The sequence below is a fragment of the Mesorhizobium sp. P160187 genome (assembly GCF_057766425.1).
The window spans coordinates 850277-871799 of record NZ_JBYMDX010000003.1; the positions used below are offsets into that span (position 1 = coordinate 850277).

A 21523-nucleotide genomic window follows, 5' to 3' on the forward strand; every position below is an offset into this window, starting at 1 on the left:
ATGACGATCCTCAGCGTCATCAAGGATGTCTGCACGGTCATCGGTTTGACCGTGCCGACCGCCGTCTTTTCGTCGACCGACCGCGAGGATATCGAATTGCAGTCGCTCGCCAACGAGATGGCGCAGAGGATCGCATTCGACACACGGGACTGGACCAAACTCAAGACGCTTGCCACCCTCACCGGCGACGGCGTTTCGACCGGCCTCAATCTCCCGGTCGATTACCAGCGCATGCTGAAGAAAGCACGCGTCTGGCCGTCGGCAAGCCCTTATACATCGCTCACGCACTATCCCGACAGCGACGAGTGGCTGGGCCTGGCGGTGCAGAATTTTCAGATCCTCGTCGGCGCCTGGACGATGATCGGCGATCAGATCCAGATCAAGCCCGCCATCCCCAACCCGGCCACGGCGCAATTCTACTATCTGACGAACAAAATCATCAAGGACAAGGACGGCGCCACAAAAGCAGCTTTCACGGCTGACGATGACGTGTTCCGGCTCGATGAGCGCGTGTTGAAACTCGGCATGATCTGGCAATGGAAGGCCAACAAGGGGCAGTCCTATTCCGAGGACATGGCGACCTATGAGGATGCCATCTCGGTGTCAGCCGGCGCTGACAAGGGCTCCAACATTCTGGCCGTCGGTGGGCGCCGCTCGACGATCGATGCTGACTTTGCCTTCCCGGGAGTAATCACGCCATGAGGGCCGGCTTCAGGCGCGTCCCTGTTGCGGCCCAATCGCAGCAGCGGCACAGCACGCTTACATTTCCAGCACCGATCCGGGGCAAGATTTCGAATGAAAATCTCGCTGCATCGAAGCCGCAGGGTGCCCGCGTCCTCGAGAACTGGTTTCCGACGACAACCGGCATCCGATTGCGCGGCGGCGAGAAGAAGAAGGCGACGATCGGCACTATCGCAGTGGTCAGCATGATGTCCTATGACGCGTCGCCGGGCCGGTTCATGTTCGCGGCGGATGGCACGAAGATTTTCGATGTCACGAACCCTGCCAACCCCAATGTAGCGCCGGCCCCCGTGGTCTCCGGGCTGACCAGCGGTTATTTCTCCTATGTGCAGTTCGAGACCGCTGGCGGCGACTACCTGTCGGCGGTGAACGGCACGGACAGCATGCGCCAATTCGACGGCACGGCATGGACGACGGTGGCCGCGCTGGGCACCATTGCCACGAACAAGCTCTCGCACGTCTGGACCTATCGCAACCGCGAATTCTTCATCCAAAAAAACAGCCTTACGGCGTGGTTTCTACCAGTCGACACCATTGCCGGCGCCGCCGTCGATCTCTCACTTGCCGGTGTCTTCCAGAAGGGCGGATCGCTGCTTTTTGGCGGCACCTGGTCGCTCGATGCCGGCGACGGTGTCGACGACAAATGCGTGTTCGTTTCGACCAAGGGCGAGGTAGCGGTCTACGAGGGTGCAAACCCCGCCGATCCGAATGACTGGTCGCTCGTCGGCCGCTATGACATGTCGCCGCCTCGCGGCAAACGGGCTGTCATGCAGGCTGGCGGCGAACTGCTGATCGGCATGGATGATGGCATCATCCCGATCTCGCAGGCGATCCAGAAAGATCGTGCCGCGCTGTCCATGATTAGTGTTTCCCGCAACATAGAACCGGACTGGCGCCGTGAGGCGGCGGCGCGCGCCAATCTGCCTTGGGAAATCCTGAAGTGGCCGCTGTTCAACATGGCAATCGTCTCGCTGCCGGCGGATGTCGGACAGGATGCGAGGTGCTTCGTCGTCAACCTGCAAACTGGAGCATGGGCGGACTACACAGGCTGGGATACGCGATGCCTAGTCCTGCATGACGGCTGGGCGTATTTTGGGACGTCGGACGGCAAGATCATGCAGTGCGAGGTCAGCGGCAGTGATGATGGCTCGCCTTATACCTGCACCTATGTTGGCCTGTTCGATCACATGAAGTCGCCGGCGCGGAGCAAGATCGTTCACATGGCGCGGACGGTCTTCCTGGCCAGCCGCAAATTCATCGCCAAGCTTTCAGTCTCGAAGGACTATCAGGTCTCACTGCCTTCGGCGCCGTCGTCGGTTGCCGACGATGTCGTTTTCGATGAATGGGATCTGGGCCTCTGGGATGTTGCGAAGTGGGACGCCAGCGCAACGAAGACGGTTTCCACGAAATGGGTCTCTGTCGGCCTGACGGGCTTTGCCATCGCGCCTCAGGTGCAGGTGACCTGTGGTGTGACGCCGACGCCTGATGCCGAGCTCGTCGCGATCGACATGACCTATGAAGTCGGTTCGGTGGTCGTTTGAAACTGATTTTCGGCCATAGCGAAGCGGTCGCTCGGTTCGTGGCCGACATGACGCCGGGCTGCGAAACCGGCTTCGGCAAATGCCAGGCGATCGGCGTGGGCGATGACGAAACCGGCGAACTCGTCGCCGGCATGGTGTTTCATGACTTTCAACCAGGCCCGGGGCTGATCCAGATTTCGAGCGCTTCGAAAACGCCGCGGTGGCTGACGGCGGATGTCCGCCACATCATGTTTTCGTATCCGTTCGACCAGATCGGTTGCCAGATGGTGGTTCTGCAGGTTTCCGCAAAGAACGAGCGCATGGTTCGAATCGCGAAGGCCTTCGGCTTCACCCCTTACCTGATCAAGCGCATGCGCGGCCGCGACGAAGACGGCTACGTTTTCACGCTCACTGAAGAAGACTGGCGCAACGGCCGTTTTACGAGGAAGACAAATGGGTAAAGCCTCAGCACCTAAGCCGCCAGATCCCAAGGAAACATCCGCGGCGTCGACCGGGACGAACATCTCGACTGCTATTGCCAACTCGTATTTGAACAACGCCAATCAGGTCGGGCCTGATGGCACGATCACCTATACGAACAGCGGCACGCAATCGATCACTGATCCTTATACGGGCAAGACCTATCAAATCCCGACGCGCACCGCGACGACGACGCTTTCCGCTGCGCAGCAGGCGATCAAGGATCAGACCGACAAGGCGCAGCTGAACCTTGGCACCCTTGCCAACAATCAGTCGTCGTTCCTGAACGATTACATGGCCAAGCCCTTCGACGGCTCAAACGATGCGACCGAAGCACGGCTGCTGCAGCTCGGGAAAGCGCGCCTCGATCCGATCTTGGCTCAACAACAAGATGCCTTGGCAACAAAGCTCTCAAATCAGGGCATCAAACTTGGCTCGGCCGCCTATGACCGAGCGATGGCCCAGCAAGGCCAGAACGTCAATGACGCCAACAACCAGCTAATCCTTTCGGGGCATGGGCAGGCGTTCGCGGAAGGGCAGGCGATCCGCAACCAGCCGATCAACGAAATCACGGCGCTGCTTTCCGGCTCGCAGGTCAGTTCGCCACAGGCCGCCGGCTATACCGGCAGCACCATTCCGACGACCGACAACGCTGGGCTGATCAACCAGAATTACCAGCAGCGCGTCGACGCAGTGAATGCAAAAAACGCGCAGACCGGAAGCTTGGTCGGAGGTCTTTTCGGTCTCGGCAGCAAGCTCATCGGACTGTCCGACGACGACGCGAAAAAGGACAAGGAACGGCTCGCCGACATCACCCCGGAAATGGGGCTGTGGAAGTTCCACTACAAAGGCGAGGCAAAGGGCGCTCCGATGCGGCTTGGGCTCATGGCCAGCGAAGTCGAGAAGGTGCGACCCGATGCTGTTTCGCGTCGGCCTGACGGTTATCGCCAGGTCGACTACGGCAAAGCTCTGTCGTTGGGGGCCTGAGACATGGCGTTGTCATTCATCTTCGATGCCGAGAAGGGCGAGACGCCTGCGTCGGTCGCCAAGAAGCGGGCTATTGTCCAGGCGCTGATGACGTCCCAGCGCGCGCCGCAGAACATCGGCGAGGGCTTGAACGCGCTCGGCGATGGCATCGTGCAGAATGTGCTCAACAGGCGCGCCGACGCGGCAGAGACCGCCGGACAAGCCCGTGCAACCGACGCGTTTGGCGGCATGATCAATGCGGGCACCTTCCCGGCGGCCCCGGGCTCTCCAGTTGCGGCCTCCGCGAGCGGCGCGGCCGACTACGGCGGCGACCAACTCGCATGGCAAGACGCAAAGCCCTATCAGAAGGCGCTGCTCAACACGATTTCCGGCCCAGAAAGCGGCGGTCGCTACAACGTCATCTATGGCGGCGGAAAGTTCGATGATTTCTCCCACCATCCGAACCAGGCGGTGCGCATCCAAACAGGGCCGAATGCTGGCCGCACCTCGTCGGCCGCCGGCAAATATCAGTTTCTTGGCTCCACATGGGACGATGAGGCGAAGGAACTCGGTTTGCCCGACTTCTCGCCAGTCAACCAGGATAAGGCTGCATGGAACCTCGCCGCTAAGACCTACAAGGCCAAAACGGGCCAAGTGCTTGATGACGTTCTTCACTCCGGCGATCCTGACGCAATCGCCAAGGTCGGCCAGGTCTTGAGCGGGACGTGGACGAGCCTTCCCGGTGGTATCGAACAGGGGACAAACACGAACAGGTTCGTTGCGACCTATCAGAAGGCGCTTGGCGCTGGCGCTACACCCGCACAGGCAGCGCAGGTGGCTCAGCAGGAGCAGTCACAAGACCCAGTTCAGGTTGCCTCGCTTGATCCCTCCGCTGGCATGAAACCAGCCCCAGCCCCCCTCACCGCCATGGCACCCGGCACCACGGCTCCTGCGTATGATCCCAGCGGCCTCCCTCCGCTCGATCCTAATGACCCGATGGCACCCGCAACGCGTCCGACTTATCCAGGCGCTCCGCAAGGGTCTGGCACAGCTGGTGAAGTTCGCCGGGGCGCCGACGGCAAGACCTATCAGTTTGTCGAGACAACTGGCATGGCCGGCGCGACTGGTGATCAGGGATGGATTCCGGTCAATGCTGATGCGCCTTTGCCCAATCCCGGCCCCGGCGATCCTGCTGCGACCACGCCGGCCGGCCAGCGCGTGCTGTCAACAATGATGAGCCCAGAACTGCTGAGCGGTCGCGGTGGCGTCGTGCAGGCCCTCAGCGCGGCTCAGCAGCCCGTACCAGCAGCGGCAGCCCCGTCGCCGGTAGTTGCGGCTCTCGCGGGCGCTCATCAGCCGCAGCAGGCCTCGCCAGCCTCTCCCGGCGTCCAGAAGGTCGCTCAGGCAATGTCTCCGCAGCAAGACCTGTCCAGCATCCCGGTAGAGGCTGGCGGCACTGGCGGCGCTATCCAGCCCGGTCAGGGCGGTCCGTCTATTCAGCAGATCATGCAGGTTGCCGCTGACCCGTGGGCATCGCCCGAGCAAAAGGCGATGGCCAATATGATGCTCCAGCAGAAAATGCAGGAGGCCGATCCTTTGCGGCAGCTGCAAATTCAGGCTGCGCGAAAGTCTTTGGCCGTTCCGCCGAAGCAGTGGCAAAAGCTCGATGACGACACCCTGTTCGATCCGGCCAGCGGCGAGACGAAAAGCATTTCAGGCGGCGGCCCGACGAAGTTCGAAGGCAACGGCCTCGATGCGCAGGCTTGGAACATCCTCTCGACCGCCGATCCCGCTTCGCGAGAATATGCGACTGCCTACGCTATCATTTCGCAGCCAAAAACGCAGATGGTGCAGACGCCTGATGGCATGGTGCCTATTCAGATGCCGCCCAACCTTCCGGCATGGCTACAGGCTCCCGGTGGTGGTGTCGTGCCTGCCGCACCAGCCGCGCCAGGAGTGACTTCGCCCGCTCAGGTAGCGCCTCCTGCTGCTGGGGCACCGGCTCCCGCCGTCGCTGCGCCGCCTTCGGCCGCTCCTTCTGCAGGAGCCGTCATCCCAGGCACAATGAAGCCGACAGAAACACAGCGGAACCGGGTTTCCTCGGTCGACCAGGCGTTCGATGCCATCACCGGCGAACTCGACCGCTATTCGGAGCTGGTCGCCAAGACCGGCATCGAGGCAATGCCCGGCGCGTCCAAGGACAATCTGAACACCGTCCGCCAGGGCATCATGTTGCAGATGAAGGAACTCTTCAATCTGGGCGTTCTCAACGGGCCTGATCTCCAGTTGATGGAAAACATGATCTACGACCCGGTTGTCGACGTGACCAAGGACGGCGGGGCATGGAACCTTCCGAGCCAGGTCTACACCGCAGCTACTGGCGGGGCGGGTGACAGGGCGGCCAACAGCGTCAAAGAGCTGAAGCGCATGCTGGAAGGCATCAAGGATTCGGTCGACCGGACGACGGCCGAGCCGAACGCTCCGGCAGCATCGCCAAATCCGGATGGCTGGAAAGATGTCGGCAACGGTGTTCGGATCAGGGTGAAACCATAATGGCGACATTCGAAATTCAAGGCGCGGACGGCAAGACCTACGAAGTCGACGCGCCCGACGAAAGGACCGCGCTGAGCGCGCTCGGCCAGGCGGGCGCATCCTCGGGTCCCGATGCTCGCGCTCAAGCCGGCATTGCGCTCGCCCAACAGATGCATGCGCTGTCGCCCGACCAAAAGCGCGCGATTGCCGGGGTCGACCAAGAGACGTTGCAGCCGGCCCGCGTGCCAGCATTCGCGCCTCCTGGCTATAATTCGCTCACCGACAAGATCGAGGGCGATGATGCTCTGAGCAAAATGCGCACCACGTCGGGCGGGATTCTGGAGGGCATCCCGATCTTGGGCCCAATGATCCGAGGCGGCGTCGATCGGGCAGCTGCTGCGACAATCGCAGGAGCGTCTGACGAGACCTATGACCAAGTTCTGAAGCGAATTCAGGCCGGCACCGCTGCGGAAAAGTCGATGAACCCGAAGCTGGATCGGGCGTCTCAGATTACTGGTGCGGTTGCTGGCACGATACCGGCCATGGCCGCAGCGCCGGAGGCTTTTGGCATTAACGCCGCCACTAATTTCGGCAAATTTGGAATGGGTGCGGCCTCTGGCGCGGTCATCAATGGAACTGACGCGCTAGTCCGCTCTGGTGGCGATCTGAACGAGGCCGGTTGGGGAGCTGCCACAGGCGCGGGCCTCGGCCTCGTTGCCCCTGCTGTGGCTCCTTTGGTCGGGAAGGGCGTCAAATATCTCGCCGATGGCTGGAACCTGCGAGGTGCGGCGAAGTCGCTCGGCGTCGATAAGGTTGCTGCCGCGATGATGGCAAAGGCTTTTGGGAACGATGCGCTCGACGCAGGTGCGCGAGGGAAACTAGCCGATCTCGGGCCATCGGGCATGGTCATGGATCTCGGCGACAACATGCGGCAGCAGGCCGCCGGCTTGGTGACGTTGCCCGGAGAAGGCCGATCGATTGTAAAAGGGGCAATCAACGCTCGCGACGCTGACGCCAACTGGCGCATTCGCTCGGGACTTGACGAAACCCTTGGCGAGGCTCCTACGCCGTCGCGCATCATCGATCGCGCCAACCGCAATCAGCAGGCGCTGGCGCCGGAGTATCGCGAAGCTTTGCGTGATGCCGGCCCCGTCGACACTCTGCCGATTGCCCGATATTTGGAGACCGAAGCCCAGACGCTGCGCGGCGATCCTCAACGGCTCGTTCAGCGCGTCCGCGCGATGCTGGACCACCAGCCTACGCCGGCCGATATTGCCAGGGCTCGCGCTAACGGCCAGCCGCCGCCCGGGACGACGCTGGTGAGCGATGCCAGCGAGTTGTTGAACACCCGTCATGCGATCGATGACATGCTGGAGACTACGCAGGGAACGAATGCGGTCAACGCGCTGACCACAGCCCGTCAGGCCGTCGATGACGAGCTTCGCGCGTCTGTTCCCGGCATCAAAGAGGTTGACGCGAAATACGCCGAACTCGCAAGGCAGAAGGAAGCGGTCGGCCGTGGTCAGACGGTCCTATCCAGCGGTAGAGAAGCGCCTCGCCCCGAAGAGTTGGCGGCAGAGGCCAGCCAGGGCGCCTTGCCGCAGGGGTTGCAGATCGGACCGTCTGCCGTCCCGGTTCGTCTGCGCGAGGGAGCTCGTGCCGAGATCGAGCGCATTGTTGGCACCAAAGCCAACGACCGGGTCGCGCTTCAGCAGATCATCAAGGGCGAAGGGGACTGGAATCGCGCTCGGCTATCGACGCTCTTCGGGCAAGAGAGGGCCGGAAAAATCATCGATCTGCTGGACAGGGAGCGACTCTTTGCCGAGACCACCGATGAGGTTACCCGCAATTCGTACACAGCTGCGCGGCAGGCGGCGCAGAAGGCGCTCACAGGTCAAGGTGGCGACGGGTTCGGCGTTCCTCAAGCCTATATGGCCGGAGGGCTTCCGGGCGTGGCTCGCGCAACAGGCGTCAAGGGCGTGAATGCAGTTGTCGACGCGCTGAGCGGCCTCAAATCGGAAGCATCTCGCGCTGCGATTGCCAGGACCCTGACCAGTAACAACAGCGCCGTGATCGATGCCTTGTTGAAAGCTAACGCGGGATCGCGGTTGCCAACCTCAGAGATCGACGATGTCGCTCGAGCCTTACTGCTGTCGTCGGGCCAGCGTCCGTCGATCCCACAACGCCAGTGAACCAAAGAGCGCCAACATCGCAACTATGCCGACCCCCACTCCGACCACGAATAGCCGTCCGCTGGCTATCGTGTCCGCTGCGGCAAACCAAAAGGCGTAAGTCCCCGCCAGGCATGCGGCAATGACAAACGATATCTGGTATCGCCCGGCTTTGCTCACTCCCGCAGTCGCAGCCGGGTTCTGCATATGCACCGCCATGACAGCGCCGATTGTGCCGATGCCGCCCACCACAAGCCCTGCCATCAGATGCAGCTCAAGCATGCGCACAAGGACGGCTAGGACATCGTGAACGAAAACCAAGATCACGATCGTGATCACGGCAGCGATGACCTGAAGAATTCTGACGCGCATGGGCGCGGAACATAGACCAATCCCCCAAAAAGCAAAAGGTGCTGCCAATGCCTATGAATGGAGCCGGCGTCACGTCATGGCCGCCGAACACAACGGCGATTCCGAACACGACGATCGAGAGCGGGAAGTACAACGCCTTCTTGGCCGATCTTCTGTCGATCATGAACACGCCGCGCCCAATCACGATGGGCGGCACGGGCGCGAGCTCGGCGGTCGGTGGCAATGATGCTCTGCACACGACCAGCAGTGTCATCGCATCAGCTGCGACGACTGATCTGGCCGCGGCAACCGGTGTCTCCGTCACGGTGTCGGGCGCGGCGGTGATCACCGCTTTGGGCGTGCTGCCCAGCGGCGTCTTGCGTTTCCTGACCTTCTCCGGAGCGGCGACGCTTACCCATAATGCCGCCACGCTCATCCTGCCGGGGGCCGCCAACATCGTTGCCGCAGCCGGTGATACCGCCGTGGCGCAGTCCCTGGGTGGTGGCAACTGGCGTGTTCGATCCTACATCCGCGCGTCTGGCCAACCAGTCGCAGTAATCTCTGATGCCAACCTCCCCGCGCGCCTTGGTGTGGTGGCTAAGACGATCACCGACTGGAACACTGCGGTCGACAACGGCTGGTATATGGGCAGTGGGGCGGCCAACGCCCCTGCGGCAAACACCGGGTGGAATATCGGCACGGTCGAGGCACACGGGGCGGCCGGCTACCGAACCCAAACGGTTTACGATTTTGTGAATGCCACGGCGGCCAACACCACCATCTGGCGCCGTTACCAGAACGGCGGCGTGTGGGGTGCTTGGTTTAAAATCCAGTGGTCTCAGGCCGAGCAAGACGCCCGCTACGTTCAGTCGAGCACGGCGCTTCTGCAGAAAGCCTACGAGAGCGCCCAGCAGACCATCACGGCCGGCGGCACATTGACGCTGGCGCATGGGCTAGGGGTGAAGCCGAAGCTCTACATCGCCGTCATCCAGTGCACGACTGCGGACTTGGCGTATTCGATCGGCGATGAAGTCGCCATCAATCCTATGCTGAACACTACTGACGCTACCGTGCAGGCCATCAGCATGGTTCCGGATACAACCAATTTGAATGTTCGAATTGGCGCCAATTCCAGTTCACTTCGAATTATGGCTAAAAGCGGAGCAAGCCTTACCAACATAACGAACACAAGCTGGAGGCTGGTATTCAGGGCGTGGGCCTAGCTTGCTGAATAGGATCCGTCTAAACCTGCGAAATGCATGCTACTGTCGTGGTTCAAGGCGAAATACCCTGCAAAGGTTACGGTGGCACTCAGCGCCAAGTAGACTGGCTGGCCACCACGCTGGTCGGTCTGGGGCATCGGGTCACGCTGATTGCCGCCCATGGCTCTACACATCCCCTTTGTGAGGTTCGACACGCTGCATCTGCGCCCGAAAGCGTGGCGGCAATCCCGCCAGATACCGACATTGTGCATTTCAACGGCTGGTACGAGGCCGAGACCAGTCACCGAGCGCTCTACACGCTGCACGGCTATGTGCCGAATACGCCAAGGGAAGGGCTGAACTGGAGTTTCGTTAGCGCCAGCCACGCCCGGCACCAGGGCCGGCAGACATTCGTCTACAACGGGTTCCCGGTGGATGCCTACCGGCTCGCCGACAAGAAGACCGGTCGGCTGTTGTTTCTCGGCGGTATCGCAAGAGCGGGAAAGGGTCTCGGTCGCGCCGTCGACCTCGCCAAGAGATTTGACTTCGATCTCGACGTTGCCGGCGGCTCTCGCTGGAAGTTGCTCGGGCGTAGCAAGACTCGGGGCGTGTTCCTCAAAAGCCTTTCGCGTCGTTTCAATTTCACGGGGACTGTCGACGGTGACGAAAAGCTGCGGCTGTTGGGCGAGGCAAAAGCCTTCCTCAACCCGATTTCTTGGGATGAGCCGTTCGGCATGGCGCCGGTCGAGGCAATGCTATGCGGAACTCCAGTACTGACTACTCGACGCGGCGCGCTACCTGAAACAGTTAACGCAGAGACCGGACGCTTTTTCGACAGTAACGATGAATTCGCGACCGGCCTGAACGAGATCAGCGGGATGTCCGCACTCCGCTGCCGCGAATCGGCTGCTGACCGATTCCCAATCGAAAAGACCACTAAAGCCTACCTGGCCCTCTACCAGCGCGTTCTTGACGGCGAAACGCTTCCGTAAAGTTTCCGGACGGGCGGCAATGCCCAAACCGGAGGTTTCCCATGACAAAATACTTCGCCAAAGCTCAAGGCGTGCGCCGCTAGCCGGCGGAAGGCCTATGCTGCTAACGCTCTTCCCCCCGCCTGATCTCAAAATCATCATGGTGCGTCCAATAATAAACGGCAGCTGACATTGCCACGATGCCCAACGCAAAGCCGACCGCCAACCCCAAATAAAACATCTCTGCCTCACGGCGAAAAACCATGCTTGGCGAAGGCATACACCAATGACAAATTCTGAGTAAAGGGATCGGCAGATATGACCAAATTCTTCGTCGACGCGGATGGCGTCTATCTCGGCGGCTTTGACGGTGAAAACGTCGATCTGCCTCAAAATGGCATTGAGGTCTTGGAGGCCCCGGCAGATGCCCGCCAACTCTGGGATGGCAAAGCGTGGAGCGCGCCGCCTGGTGAGCGTCGCATGGTGCCAAAATCGGTTGTGCAGGCTCGGATTATTGAGGCTGGCAAGATGTCGCAGGCCTATGCCGCCCTGGCGGGCAACCCAATCTATTTTGCCCGCTGGTTCGCGCCGGATCGGCCGGAAGTTTACAGCGACGATCCTGACGCAGTCGGGCTAGTCCGTGCTCTTGGGCTTGATCCTGCAGTCATCCTCGCGCCTTGAGTTTTTGGCGAATGATATCCACCGGCGTCCGCCACACTCGATATCGGCCAGCTTCGACGATTTGCCGTGCAACGGGCTCGGCAGCGTATGCATCGAAGAAGCGATGTACACGAGGTTCTGCGAACGCCTTCTTCCCTCGCGTATTATAGTCCCTGATCTTGAGCTTATGCGGGCTGATCGTCCGCCCCCCCAAGGACAAGGCTATGCCGATGCAGAACTGCTCCGCAGCGTCAATTTTCGATATCTGATGGACAGCAAGCATCGGTGGATACGCGTCCATCAGAGCGGGAAGATTGTCTCGATGCACTCCGAGAATGCCACTTTGCCACATAGGTTCGCGGCCCGTGATAACATGTTCGCCGATCCGAAGGCCTTCCCCTTCCAGCACAGGCGTCCATTTGTGGGGTTTCTCTAGGCGTCGCATCACTGAATGCTTAGGCGAAATGCTTTCGAAGCCAAGGGATAGAAATCCTGCTGGGTAGTGGTCTGAGTCCATGAAGATGAGGCGGTCGGTCATCCTCAGCAGTTTGATCAGCGCCCGTGCCTTGATGCCAAAATGATATTGACCGCTGAAGGACCAAGCCTCTTTCTGCATGTCAGTCAGAAGCAACGTCTCCATGGGATAGTCGATAAACAATTCGGGCCTGTCCGTCGCAACAATGATCTTTGCTTCTGGACAATGATACAAAAGCTTGAGTGCGCTCAGCAACGCGCCGCGATGGTACAATTCGTTTTCGCCATACGCGATATAACCGAAAACGTCCCTCATCGAGTGGCGTGCTTTGCAATGAAAGTCTCGATCGGACCGCTGAGAGTAGCTGCCTCGCTCTTGATCTTATCGTCGTCCCACAACCACCACTGTATTTCCAGCAATTGCACAACGGTATCAGCAGGGAACCGGCTGCGGACAACTTGCGCGCGATTGCCGGCCACTATCGCATAGGGCTCGACAGACTTGGCGACGACGGAGCCGGCACCCACAACAGCGCCGTCGCCGACTGTCACGCCTGGCAATATGATCGCACCGTGGCCAATCCAAACATCGTTGCCGATCGTGATGCCCCCAGGCTTCCCAGCGTTGGGTAAAGGCTCAGGCTGCTTCAGGACGCGGCTATAGATCGGGAATGAAGTGGCACTCTTGGTTTGGTGTTGGCCGGTGCACATGAACAGGACTTGGCCAGCAACAGAGCAGAAGCTTCCCACATTTAGAGGGGCTTCATTAGTCGGAAAAAGCACCTTCCGCCAAGTGACGCCATAGGTGTGGCGGCCGACCGACACATTATCGGGCAGTTTCGCGCGCGCGTCTTTGAACCACTTAGAGAATACTGACATTTAGACATCCCGCCCTGACCGCCAAATAGCGGTTACCTTCTTTCAAATGCAACCTCAAGAGGCTTACACATGGACCGCAATTTCGCGCGGGCGCTCTCGCTCGTTCTCAAATCGGAAGGGCTCTGGTCGGACAATCCGGCCGACCCTGGCGGCGCGACCATGAAAGGCGTGACGCTGGCCAACTTCCGCCGCTATGTGAAGGCCGATGCCAGCAAAGCCGATCTGCGCAAGATCAGCGATGACCAAGTCGCGACGGTCTATCGCCGCTTCTATTGGGACGCAGTGGCCGGCGCTCAGTTGCCAGGTGGCGTCGATTACGCGCTGTTTGACTATGCGGTGAACTCCGGGCCGGGACGTGCTGCAAAGTGCCTTCAGGCGGTCGTAGGCGCCAAGCAGGATGGGAAGATCGGCCCTGACACGCTGGTCAAGCTGAAGGGCATGATGCGCGCTACCGTGGTGGACGAGGTCTGCGACCAGCGTATGGCCTTCCTGAAGCGTCTGCCGACATGGAAGACTTTCGGCAAGGGTTGGTCGTCCCGCGTGTCCTCAGTGCGGGATGAAGCCATAAAGATGGCCGCTCTGCCCGATGCGCCGCCGCCGATCAGGGTTGAAGTGCCCGTCGAAGTCCCGAAACCTGTCGTTCCTGAAAAGGTGGAGCAGAAGGTCAAGGAGAAATCCGGCTTCCTGTCCTGGCTCACCGGCCTCTTCGGTTCCGGCGCCATCGGGCTCGGCTGGCTCGGCGGCATGGATTGGCAGGCGGTTCTCGCCGGTGGCGTCGTGCTGCTGGTGTTCCTCCTGATCTTGCTCTTGCTGCGCTCGCAGATCGTCGCAGCGGTGCGTCAGATCAAGGCTGAGGTGGCCGAGTGATGGAAGGCTTCCGCGAACTGCTCATCCCGGCGTTCGATCGCCTGCTGCGCACTGTCGGCGCTGTCAGCCTGGCTATCATCGCCGCCTTTGCCGTCTGGTTTTGGTGGCCGCTATGAGTGCGGTCATCGCATGGTTCCTGAGCAACCCGACCGTCCTTGCAATCGGGGCGGCCATCATCGGCGCGCTTGGGTTCGGCTTTCAACAGCGACTCGCCGGCGCAAAGGCCGAGCGCAACAAGCAGACAGCAGACAATGCCGTGGCCGCAACCGAAGCCGACAAGATCGATGATGCCGTCGCCGGCCGCGCGCCGGGCGTCAACCGGGAGAGGCTGGGCAAATGGTCACCAAAGCAATAGCCCTTGCGGTGCTCATCGCGATTGCCGGCTGCGCGACGGCTGGCGGCTCATTTTGCGCGGTGGAGCACCCGATCCGCCTATCCGCCGAGGCCATCGCAGCGCTCTCAGACGGCGAGGTGAGCCAGGTCTTGGCCCACAACGAAAAAGGTCAAAAGCTTTGCGGCTGGCGGCCGTAAGCAGTGCGTGGGTGGGGCGAACAGAATGGCGGATGACATGAACAACGGACAGTCAGTCCCTTTCGACCCCTTGGCGTCATATGCCCGTCTCAGCGAGCGGGTGGAGAACCAGGGCCGCGACATCGTGGATCTGCGGTCCAACATGAACACCGGCTTTCGCAACATCGAAGGCGCGGTGAATTCGCTGGCAACCGAGTTGCGCGGGAGCTCCAAGACGCAATGGCCTGTCATCTGGTCGGCGATCGGCGTCTCGTTCGCTATCCTGCTGGCCGTAGGCAGCCAAGCTCTGGCCCCGATCCGTGAAAATGTCAGCGATGTCAAGGGCGCGCTGAGCGTCGTTGTCGACAAGATGGTCACGCAAGCCGAGATGAAATGGCGAACGGATCGTGGGGCGGAAGACCGCCTGCGCACTGAGGCTGCCATTGCCGACATCCGCAGCGGCCTGGTTCCGCGCGCCGAACATGAGCGCGTCTGGCAAAACTACGATCAGCGCTTCGCCGATGAGCAGCGCCAGATCGATGAGATGAAGGCCGCAACCGCCAGCGTCTACAATCAGCGGGATATAATCCGCGACATCCTCGAGCGGCTTGACCGGGCGGAGCATCGCGTGCCGCCGGCGCCCTGACGACGGTATCCTTCTGACTTTCTGACTTTCTGACCTTCCTACTCGCCCGTCTCGGCTTCGCGCCGGGGCGGGCTTTTCGCTTTTCTCGCCCCCCCAGCTGATGCGAAATTGAGTACTGAGGTTGTTATTGGGCTACTTGTTCCATACCCTCACGTACGTTTCACTCTGTGTAAGCGCGAGCCTAGCAGCAACCGGCAGCAAGTATTTGAGCAAGTCCAGTTTCCGGCCTGAGATTCAGGGGCTGCGTGCTATCGCTGTCTGCTCAGTCGCTTTGTTCCACGTCTGGCCGTGGCTGGTCCCCGGCGGCTATGTGGGCGTTGACGTGTTTTTTGTGATTTCTGGGTTCTTGATCACCGGCGTCTTGCTGCGGGAGGTGGAGGACACCGGAAGAATTGGCCTACTTGGTTTCTATATTCGCCGGGCGCGGCGCCTGTTGCCTGCCGCGATGCTTGTGCTTCTGCTGGTGGGCTTGGCGACCCCGCTCTATCTACCCTCGGCCCTTTGGAGGGACGGCACAAACGAACTAGTGCACAGCGCCCTCCAATTGGAGAACTGGCGGCTCGCCGCGAAGGCGATTGATTACCTGGCGATGACGAGCGCGCCGAGTCCGGTCCAACATTACTGGTCGCTGTCGATCGAAGAACAATTCTACGTTGTCTGGCCGGGGCTGATCATCGGCGTCCTGTGGCTTTCACGAAAGGCCCGCAGGCCTTGGCGGCCCTTGCTGGTCACCGTGCTAGGCGCAATCTTCATCGCCTCGCTTGCCACCTCCGTATGGCTCACCCTTGTTGACCCGGCGCGGGCGTATTTCGTCACTCACACTCGTATCTGGGAGCTGGCGCTCGGCGCTCTGCTGTGTGCCATGGTGCCGGAGTCAGCCGACACACGGATCGGGGAACGAGCGCGGCGATTACTTGGGTTTGCCGGCGTCGGCTCGATTCTCGCAGCCGCCTTTCTGTTCTCGGCCAAGACACCCTTCCCCGGCTACGCGGCGCTGTTGCCGACGGTAGCGGCCGCGCTGGTGATCGTCTCCGGTCAAAGCCGGTTGTCGTTCAGCGCCTTTGCTTTGCTCAAGTCACGACCGTTCCAATTCCTCGGCGACATCTCTTACTCGCTCTATCTTTGGCATTGGCCGATCATCGTCTTTTCCACACAGCAAAGTGGCGAAACGATGGGCTTTTGGGGAGGCGTGGCCATCCTTACGGCAAGCGTCGGTCTGGCCGCCGTCACAAAGGTCCAGGTCGAGGACCGTTTCCGCTTCCGCGCATCGTTGCCATCACGCCCCCGACTGATCGAGTGCCTGACCGTTTTCGCCCCGGTTCCCCTGGTGCCTCTAATCGCATTTTGCGCTGTCTCAATAGAAATTGCCCGGCAAGAAGCGTTGATCTCGAACAACCCCGACGACTATCCAGGGGCTAGGTCGTTGTTCTCCAACAAGCCGGTGCCGACCGTAGCGGCCTATGCTCCTTCGCTACCGACAATAAAGCAGGATAAGCCACAAACGGACAGCTGCCGCCCGCCTCGCGAAAACAGCGAACCTGTCGGTTGCCAGGTTGGCGATCCAAATGGGCGGCTCAAGGTGTTCCTGGTTGGCGATTCGCACGCAGAACACTGGCTTCCGGCGTTTCAGGTGACCGCGTCGGATCGAGGGTGGAATGCGGAGAGTTTTACCAAGCCCGGTTGCCCGCTGTTCCCCGCCATGATCATGGTGTCTGACAGCGACCGTCCGTTTCCAGATTGCCTGACCTGGGGCCAGCATATGCTGCGAATTTTTCAACAACAAAGGCCAGACATCATCATTTTCGGACAGAGAGACGTTTTACGTGCTTATCCCGACGACGGAAGCCAGCTGCCCGTGAGCGATACGTTGGTGCAGCTATGGCGCAACATCGAGGCATTGGGCATTAAGGTGGTGGTAATAGCCGACACACCAGCTTGGGGAACGAACCCGGAGCGATGCATGGCTCGGGACCGTCGCTGCTCCGTTCCATATAAATCGGAACGTGATCGTGATCCGCTGGTCGTTGCTCACCGCCTCTACCCGCATGTGCCCCTCGTCGACTTCAGCGACATCGTGTGCCCAGGCAACATCTGCGCCGCTGTTATCGGCAACGTGTATGTCTGGCGTGACGGTGACCACCTCACCGCCACCTATTCACGCTCTATGGCCGACATTTTCGGCAAACGCATCGACGCGGCAATCAATGAGCCACGGGCGGCTGGCACTCATTGGTCGAACTCCAGGGGCTCGTGATCTGGTTGCTGGTGCCACATGACCTGGCGGAAGTCGCGCCGGTCGACCTGCTGGCCGCAGATGGGGCAGACATGGAAATGCTCTTGCAAGTGAGGATCATGTGGCTTACCGGGCTTAGGCGGTCCGAGGTCGGCTATTCTCGTCATGCTCGAACGAACACCATTCCACGGCAAAAGTTCCGTCAGTTTGGTCTTCTCAGTTGGTGAAAGACATCGCACCAAAAGCGGCAGTCATGGCGGAGCGACTGCTTCCATCGGCACCGGCGGCGCCAATGACGGTGTCGTCACCGGGGTCGGTACCGAAGTAAATGTCGGCGTTGGAGCCAATCCAGCCGCCAACCCCAGCAACCCGACCGCTCCGAGCAACCCGAATCTGGCTAGCGTTGTCGGCGATATGTCGAACGCCCAGGTCACTCGGATGAAGAAGCGCTGCGTCGAAGTGCTTAGCAACGAAGATACCTATGATCGTGACCTGCGCCGGCTTGCCTGCTGATCTCGCGCCGTTAACCAGCGACCCCTTTCCGACCTGTCGCGGCTGTCGACATGACACTCTCCAGTTCCGACAGTGCAAGCCCGCCCGCCGAAAGGTTGGGCGGGCTTTTACAGTCAGCGTCCTTCCATCCGCAGCAGACAATCGCGCTTGGCATCAGCGACCTGGCCGAGCAAGCGAAGGAAGACCGCGCGGACAAGCTGGGCATATCCTGCGCAGAGGAAGTCGGCAGCGTGTACGCCGCGATTCTCGGTGCTATCGTGCACCGCGACGCCGGCTTGGCTGACTGACCGAGGCCGCTATATCGCGCCCGGCGGGCGTATTCAGTTCAGCGAGCCCGTGGGAAGCCAAGGCCATCCAGTTGATAACAGCGGCAGAGAAGGCCGGCATCGCCCCTCATGAAATCGCTGGCGAGGTCGAAAGCCTCTTCGAACTGCTCTTAGAGGGATGCGGCGGTGAGGTGCGCGAGACCGGGCATAGCCCGGACAAAACGTCTCTCAGAAGGGCAATTGGCGGAGAGGATGGGATTCGAACCCACGAGAAGCTTTTGACCTCTACTCCCTTAGCAGGGGAGCGCCTTCGACCACTCGGCCACCTCTCCATAACGCCGCAAGCTACAGCGACTTCTGCACCCAATGGGACGTGGGTAAGGTCTGACAAAATGAAAACCCGGCGGTTGCCCGCCGGGTTCCATTTTCCAATCAAGCGCGCTATCAGAACGAGCGCTGGAAGCGGAGCATGCCGCCGATGGCGTCGTCGCCATCAGTGATACCGGTCCAGTTGTGGTTCAGGGTGCCACCGTCTTCACCGATGCTGCCTGCATTGACGTAGTCAACTTCGGCAGTGATCGTGAACCCGGGAACGACGTCGTAGGCGATGTTGGCTGCGATGCCGAGGTTTTCACCTTCGTCATACGAAACCTGAGCGTTGAACGAGGTCTTCTCGTTGATGGTGTAGGTGCCACCACCCCAGACTGCCCAGTTGCCATCCCACGGCTTATAGAAGCCGCGGCCGCCGGCCGGGAACGCGTAGCCCGTATCCGTCAGGTTGTCGTCGGTGCCGTAGCCGCCCATGATGAAGAGCGACAGGTTCTGCATCGGGGTGATGTCCAAACGAACCTTGCCGGAGACTTCTTCATAGTTGCTGTCATAAGCGAGCACGCCGGTGATGGCGCCCCAGCCCTGCGTGTACTTCAGACCGCCGACGACATGCGGAACGTAGCTGTCGATAGTGCCCACGCCGTAGACGCCGTTGCCGGCAAGATCTACCGTGCCGCCGCCCGAACCTTCTTCGAGCGAGATCACGGCCGAGAAGCCGTTGCCTGCGTCGAAGTAGTACTGGATGACGTTGGTGTCGAAATCACCGTAGGGAACGAGCGTATCCTGGATGACGTTGCCGGCGTAGCCGATGAACGTGTTGAACGCCGATTCGTCCTTACCGACGCGCAGACCACCAAGCTGGATCCAGGCGAAGTTCAGCGAAGCACCGGTGTTGCCGGCAGGATTTACGTCACCAAGCGCGCCCGCATCACGGTTGTTGTTCTGGAAGTTGAAGCGGGTCTCGGTGTAGGTCTTCAAGGTGCCGAGCTCGGTTTCCTGGCCGGTCCAGGTCTTCAGCGAGAAGCGGGCCTTCTTGAAGTAGGTGTCATTGCTGCCGCCGTCCTCAACGTCAGCGGACGTCGCACCGTCGAACGAACCGACATCACCCACGCCGATGTCGTAACGGACATAGCCGCCGATGCGCAGGCAGGTTTCGGTGCCGGGGATGTAGAAGTAGCCCGAGCCGTAAACGTCGCAAATCTTGACGTATTCAGCCGGTTCCGGCTCGGCGACGACGACGGCGTCGGCGGCGCGCGCACCGGAAACTGCGATCAGGGCCGCAGCGGAGCCGAGAAGAAGGCTCTTAATGTTCATTTTCTGACCTCCAGTCAAAAGTTAAAAAACGGGTCTGGGTATTCTTTGCTGAAGGACAGCGTTCCCTGCCCCATCCCCACTACCGAAAAAGTGCGCACCGCGCCGCTCCTTCGAAGTCAACATTATCCATGAGGTTTTGATGATCAACCCAGATCGTCAATTCGAAGGACGCCTCTTACCGCTATCCGCGGCGCGTGTTGCAGAAACGTCACGTTTTCGCCCTGCGAGCAACAATTTGGTAACGAATTGGCGTTGCTCGGCCCGCTTTTATGATCTTTGTATGGCGGTGGGATGCCTTGTCTAACAACAGAATCGAGAGCGCAATGACAACCAGAAGACGTTTTTCCAAACTGCGGCACAGGGAAAAGCTTGAAAGCCGCGAAGGCCTGCAGGAGACCCTCTATCTAGCCATTGAAAGCGTGCTCCAAACGGATGGACCGAAGATTCGCCTGCCGGCGATGAGGGCTGCGGCTGAGATAGCGGCCATCATCGTATCCCAGATAGTATGTCAGCCAGACGCTATTCAGAGGGCCTTCAAAACCATTGAGGAAGACGTTCCGAATTACGCGACTGAGTTTGCGACCGAGTTGACACAGATCGCCTTGGGACAAGTTTCTAGGCGCCTCGTTCGTCTCAAAGCCAGCCGTTCCGAACAGACAGCAACTCTGAAACTGGCGGACGATTGGGCCGGCCCGGTGGCTGGCCCAACGGAGATCGAGCGTTTCTTCGGAATTCCGCGCTCCACATTATATCGTTGGCAGAAACGAAATGAAGCCGTCGCTCTAAATACCAGGAGCAGCAGCAAGCCCGTATTCCCTTTAAGGCAGTTTGCTGATGGACGGCCCGTTCCTGGCATCGCTGAGGTAATCTCGGTCGTTGGTAGTCCACGTCAAGCATGGGAATGGCTCATATCCCCAAACGTTCTGCTTAAGGAACAAAGACCAATCGATGTTCTTCACGCTGGCGACGTAAAAGGGGTGGTTTCAGCTGCTCGGAACCTCGCACCGAATGACCCTACAGTTATCCCGTTCAAAGTCTCAACGTAAGTTTTGGTTGTGCCAACACGAAAATCCCGCCCCTCGGTTGGTCGCGAATAGCTCGCCTCGTTCTTGAGTTCATTTCGCACAGCGCGCTCCATCGCGGATTCCATTGGATTGTAGTTTTCCATTGCATTTCTCTCCCCAACGCCCCGAACGATCGGAACCAACGGTAACGACTTCAAACAAATTCAACGGCTTAGTGTTAAGGGCGCGTTAAAGCAGGGTTTATGCACCCTTCTGAAATTCCTTAAGAATTTCTAAAATCCGCTGCCGCCAACTGGGTCCGAAAGCCGCATCCTCGCGGCCTGTCTGCCGCAAAAGGCAGAGGCCCTGGCTACCCCGAATATTTCAATTCTGCTGGATCGAAATGCCCTTGTCGTCGATCTTCAGTTCGACGCCCTTGGGCTTGGTCTGTTCGTGATAGACATATGCACCGAGCGCGATGACCACGACAACGAGCGCGCCGACAAGGAGATAGAGAGTGTTCTGTTTCACGGCGCGCTCCTTTGGCAGCAATTCCAGGAAAGCACAGGCTTTCTCCTGAGGAATTGCGTTGAATGAAACTTAGAGCGTCAAGCTCGCTTCAGAACCTTGACCAGCACCAGCAGGATGACGGCGCCGATCGTGGCGTTGATGATGGCAGCCAGAATGCCGCCGCCGATAGCGAAACCGAGCCTTGGAAATAGCCAGCCGGCGATCAGGGCGCCGATAATGCCGACGATGATGTTGCCGATGAGGCCGAAGCCGAAGCCCGAGACGATGAGGCCGGCGAGCCAGCCGGCAATGGCGCCGATTATGATGAAGATGAGAAGGCTTTCGATGCCCATGACGCGTTCCTCCAGGAAGAGAGGCTACGG

Annotated in this window: 23 protein-coding genes and 1 tRNA gene; 17 read left to right on the top strand and 7 right to left on the bottom strand. The window is 60.0% G+C overall.

Annotated elements, in window-relative coordinates:
• The 6 genes from AC3CCE_RS07470 to AC3CCE_RS07495 are packed head-to-tail and all read left to right on the top strand — an operon-like array spanning nt 1 to nt 8431.
• Entirely contained in the window at nt 1-702 is a 702-nt protein-coding gene (locus tag AC3CCE_RS07470) for a phage adaptor protein (protein ID WP_352534026.1), read from the top strand.
• On the top strand, nt 699-2282 hold the full coding sequence (locus tag AC3CCE_RS07475; RefSeq protein WP_352537089.1) for a hypothetical protein: 1584 nt from the start codon (nt 699-701) through the stop codon (nt 2280-2282). The genes AC3CCE_RS07470 and AC3CCE_RS07475 overlap by 4 nt, the downstream gene beginning before the upstream one ends.
• Before the next feature lie 47 nt (nt 2283-2329).
• Entirely contained in the window at nt 2330-2722 is a 393-nt protein-coding gene (locus AC3CCE_RS07480; protein ID WP_081726051.1) for a GNAT family N-acetyltransferase, read from the top strand.
• On the top strand, nt 2715-3728 hold the full coding sequence (locus tag AC3CCE_RS07485) for a hypothetical protein (RefSeq protein ID WP_031201276.1): 1014 nt from the start codon (nt 2715-2717) through the stop codon (nt 3726-3728). Before AC3CCE_RS07480 ends, AC3CCE_RS07485 begins: the two co-directional genes overlap by 8 nt.
• A 3-nt stretch (nt 3729-3731) precedes the next feature.
• Nucleotides 3732-6260 (top strand): glycoside hydrolase family 24 protein, encoded by a 2529-nt coding sequence (locus AC3CCE_RS07490; RefSeq protein ID WP_352624879.1) that lies wholly within the window; start codon nt 3732-3734, stop codon nt 6258-6260.
• A complete protein-coding gene (locus AC3CCE_RS07495) occupies nt 6260-8431 on the top strand; it encodes a hypothetical protein (protein ID WP_352624881.1) in 2172 nt (723 codons plus the stop codon). The genes AC3CCE_RS07490 and AC3CCE_RS07495 overlap by 1 nt, the downstream gene beginning before the upstream one ends.
• Here the strand turns inward: AC3CCE_RS07495 and AC3CCE_RS07500 are convergent.
• On the bottom strand, nt 8384-8782 hold the full coding sequence (locus AC3CCE_RS07500) for a hypothetical protein (RefSeq protein ID WP_352534018.1): 399 nt from the start codon (nt 8780-8782) through the stop codon (nt 8384-8386). The two genes, AC3CCE_RS07495 and AC3CCE_RS07500, sit on opposite strands and share 48 nt — an antisense overlap.
• Nucleotides 8783-8829: 47 nt before the next feature.
• On the opposite strand from AC3CCE_RS07500, the gene AC3CCE_RS07505 reads away from it, so the two are divergent.
• The 3 genes from AC3CCE_RS07505 to AC3CCE_RS07515 all read left to right on the top strand — a co-directional run bounded on the left by AC3CCE_RS07505 (nt 8830) and on the right by AC3CCE_RS07515 (nt 11615).
• Nucleotides 8830-9984, top strand: coding sequence for a pyocin knob domain-containing protein (locus AC3CCE_RS07505; protein WP_352534016.1), 1155 nt, complete (start codon nt 8830-8832; stop codon nt 9982-9984).
• A gap of 47 nt (nt 9985-10031) precedes the next feature.
• Nucleotides 10032-10955: a glycosyltransferase gene (locus AC3CCE_RS07510; RefSeq protein ID WP_352534014.1), complete on the top strand. Its 924-nt coding sequence runs from the start codon at nt 10032-10034 to the stop codon at nt 10953-10955.
• A gap of 297 nt (nt 10956-11252) precedes the next feature.
• Nucleotides 11253-11615 (top strand): hypothetical protein, encoded by a 363-nt coding sequence (locus tag AC3CCE_RS07515; protein ID WP_352534013.1) that lies wholly within the window; start codon nt 11253-11255, stop codon nt 11613-11615.
• Here AC3CCE_RS07515 and AC3CCE_RS07520 read toward each other — a convergent pair.
• Both AC3CCE_RS07520 and AC3CCE_RS07525 read right to left on the bottom strand, forming a co-directional pair.
• Nucleotides 11599-12384, bottom strand: a complete 786-nt coding sequence (locus AC3CCE_RS07520; protein ID WP_352534011.1) for a hypothetical protein — start codon at nt 12382-12384, stop codon at nt 11599-11601. The genes AC3CCE_RS07515 and AC3CCE_RS07520 overlap by 17 nt on opposite strands.
• Entirely contained in the window at nt 12381-12947 is a 567-nt protein-coding gene (locus tag AC3CCE_RS07525; RefSeq protein ID WP_023807183.1) for a CatB-related O-acetyltransferase, read from the bottom strand. Before AC3CCE_RS07525 ends, AC3CCE_RS07520 begins: the two co-directional genes overlap by 4 nt.
• A gap of 69 nt (nt 12948-13016) precedes the next feature.
• Here AC3CCE_RS07525 and AC3CCE_RS07530 point away from each other — a divergent pair, with 69 nt between their 5' ends.
• The 7 genes from AC3CCE_RS07530 (at nt 13017) to AC3CCE_RS07560 (ending at nt 18003) form a co-directional block, all read left to right on the top strand.
• On the top strand, nt 13017-13814 hold the full coding sequence (locus AC3CCE_RS07530; RefSeq protein WP_352534009.1) for a glycoside hydrolase family 108 protein: 798 nt from the start codon (nt 13017-13019) through the stop codon (nt 13812-13814).
• A gap of 112 nt (nt 13815-13926) precedes the next feature.
• Nucleotides 13927-14169, top strand: coding sequence for an ABC transporter permease (locus AC3CCE_RS07535; protein ID WP_352534007.1), 243 nt, complete (start codon nt 13927-13929; stop codon nt 14167-14169).
• The gene (locus AC3CCE_RS07540; RefSeq protein WP_352534005.1) at nt 14151-14345 is read left to right on the top strand and encodes a hypothetical protein; all 195 of its coding nucleotides are present in this window, start codon (nt 14151-14153) and stop codon (nt 14343-14345) included. Before AC3CCE_RS07535 ends, AC3CCE_RS07540 begins: the two co-directional genes overlap by 19 nt.
• 37 nt (nt 14346-14382) lie before the next feature.
• Nucleotides 14383-14970: a hypothetical protein gene (locus AC3CCE_RS07545; RefSeq protein ID WP_352537084.1), complete on the top strand. Its 588-nt coding sequence runs from the start codon at nt 14383-14385 to the stop codon at nt 14968-14970.
• Between the two features lie 205 nt (nt 14971-15175).
• Nucleotides 15176-17224, top strand: coding sequence for an acyltransferase family protein (locus tag AC3CCE_RS07550; RefSeq protein WP_352624885.1), 2049 nt, complete (start codon nt 15176-15178; stop codon nt 17222-17224).
• 144 nt (nt 17225-17368) lie between these two features.
• Nucleotides 17369-17716: a hypothetical protein gene (locus tag AC3CCE_RS07555; RefSeq protein WP_352533999.1), complete on the top strand. Its 348-nt coding sequence runs from the start codon at nt 17369-17371 to the stop codon at nt 17714-17716.
• A 50-nt stretch (nt 17717-17766) separates the two neighbouring features.
• Nucleotides 17767-18003, top strand: coding sequence for a hypothetical protein (locus AC3CCE_RS07560; RefSeq protein WP_352533997.1), 237 nt, complete (start codon nt 17767-17769; stop codon nt 18001-18003).
• A 220-nt stretch (nt 18004-18223) separates the two neighbouring features.
• On the opposite strand, the gene AC3CCE_RS07565 is transcribed toward AC3CCE_RS07560, so the two are convergent.
• Nucleotides 18224-18314 (bottom strand) — tRNA-Ser (locus AC3CCE_RS07565).
• A gap of 112 nt (nt 18315-18426) precedes the next feature.
• Nucleotides 18427-19626 (bottom strand): porin, encoded by a 1200-nt coding sequence (locus tag AC3CCE_RS07570; protein WP_352533995.1) that lies wholly within the window; start codon nt 19624-19626, stop codon nt 18427-18429.
• A 323-nt stretch (nt 19627-19949) separates the two neighbouring features.
• Here AC3CCE_RS07570 and AC3CCE_RS07575 point away from each other — a divergent pair, with 323 nt between their 5' ends.
• Complete coding sequence (locus tag AC3CCE_RS07575; protein ID WP_023814763.1) at nt 19950-20672, top strand: antitoxin Xre/MbcA/ParS-like domain-containing protein; 723 nt, start codon at nt 19950-19952, stop codon at nt 20670-20672.
• A 342-nt stretch (nt 20673-21014) separates the two neighbouring features.
• On the opposite strand, the gene AC3CCE_RS07580 is transcribed toward AC3CCE_RS07575, so the two are convergent.
• Both AC3CCE_RS07580 and AC3CCE_RS07585 read right to left on the bottom strand, forming a co-directional pair.
• Nucleotides 21015-21161: a hypothetical protein gene (locus tag AC3CCE_RS07580; RefSeq protein WP_023686592.1), complete on the bottom strand. Its 147-nt coding sequence runs from the start codon at nt 21159-21161 to the stop codon at nt 21015-21017.
• 77 nt (nt 21162-21238) lie between these two features.
• Complete coding sequence (locus AC3CCE_RS07585) at nt 21239-21493, bottom strand: GlsB/YeaQ/YmgE family stress response membrane protein (protein WP_023704219.1); 255 nt, start codon at nt 21491-21493, stop codon at nt 21239-21241.
• Nucleotides 21494-21523 lie beyond the last annotated feature (30 nt).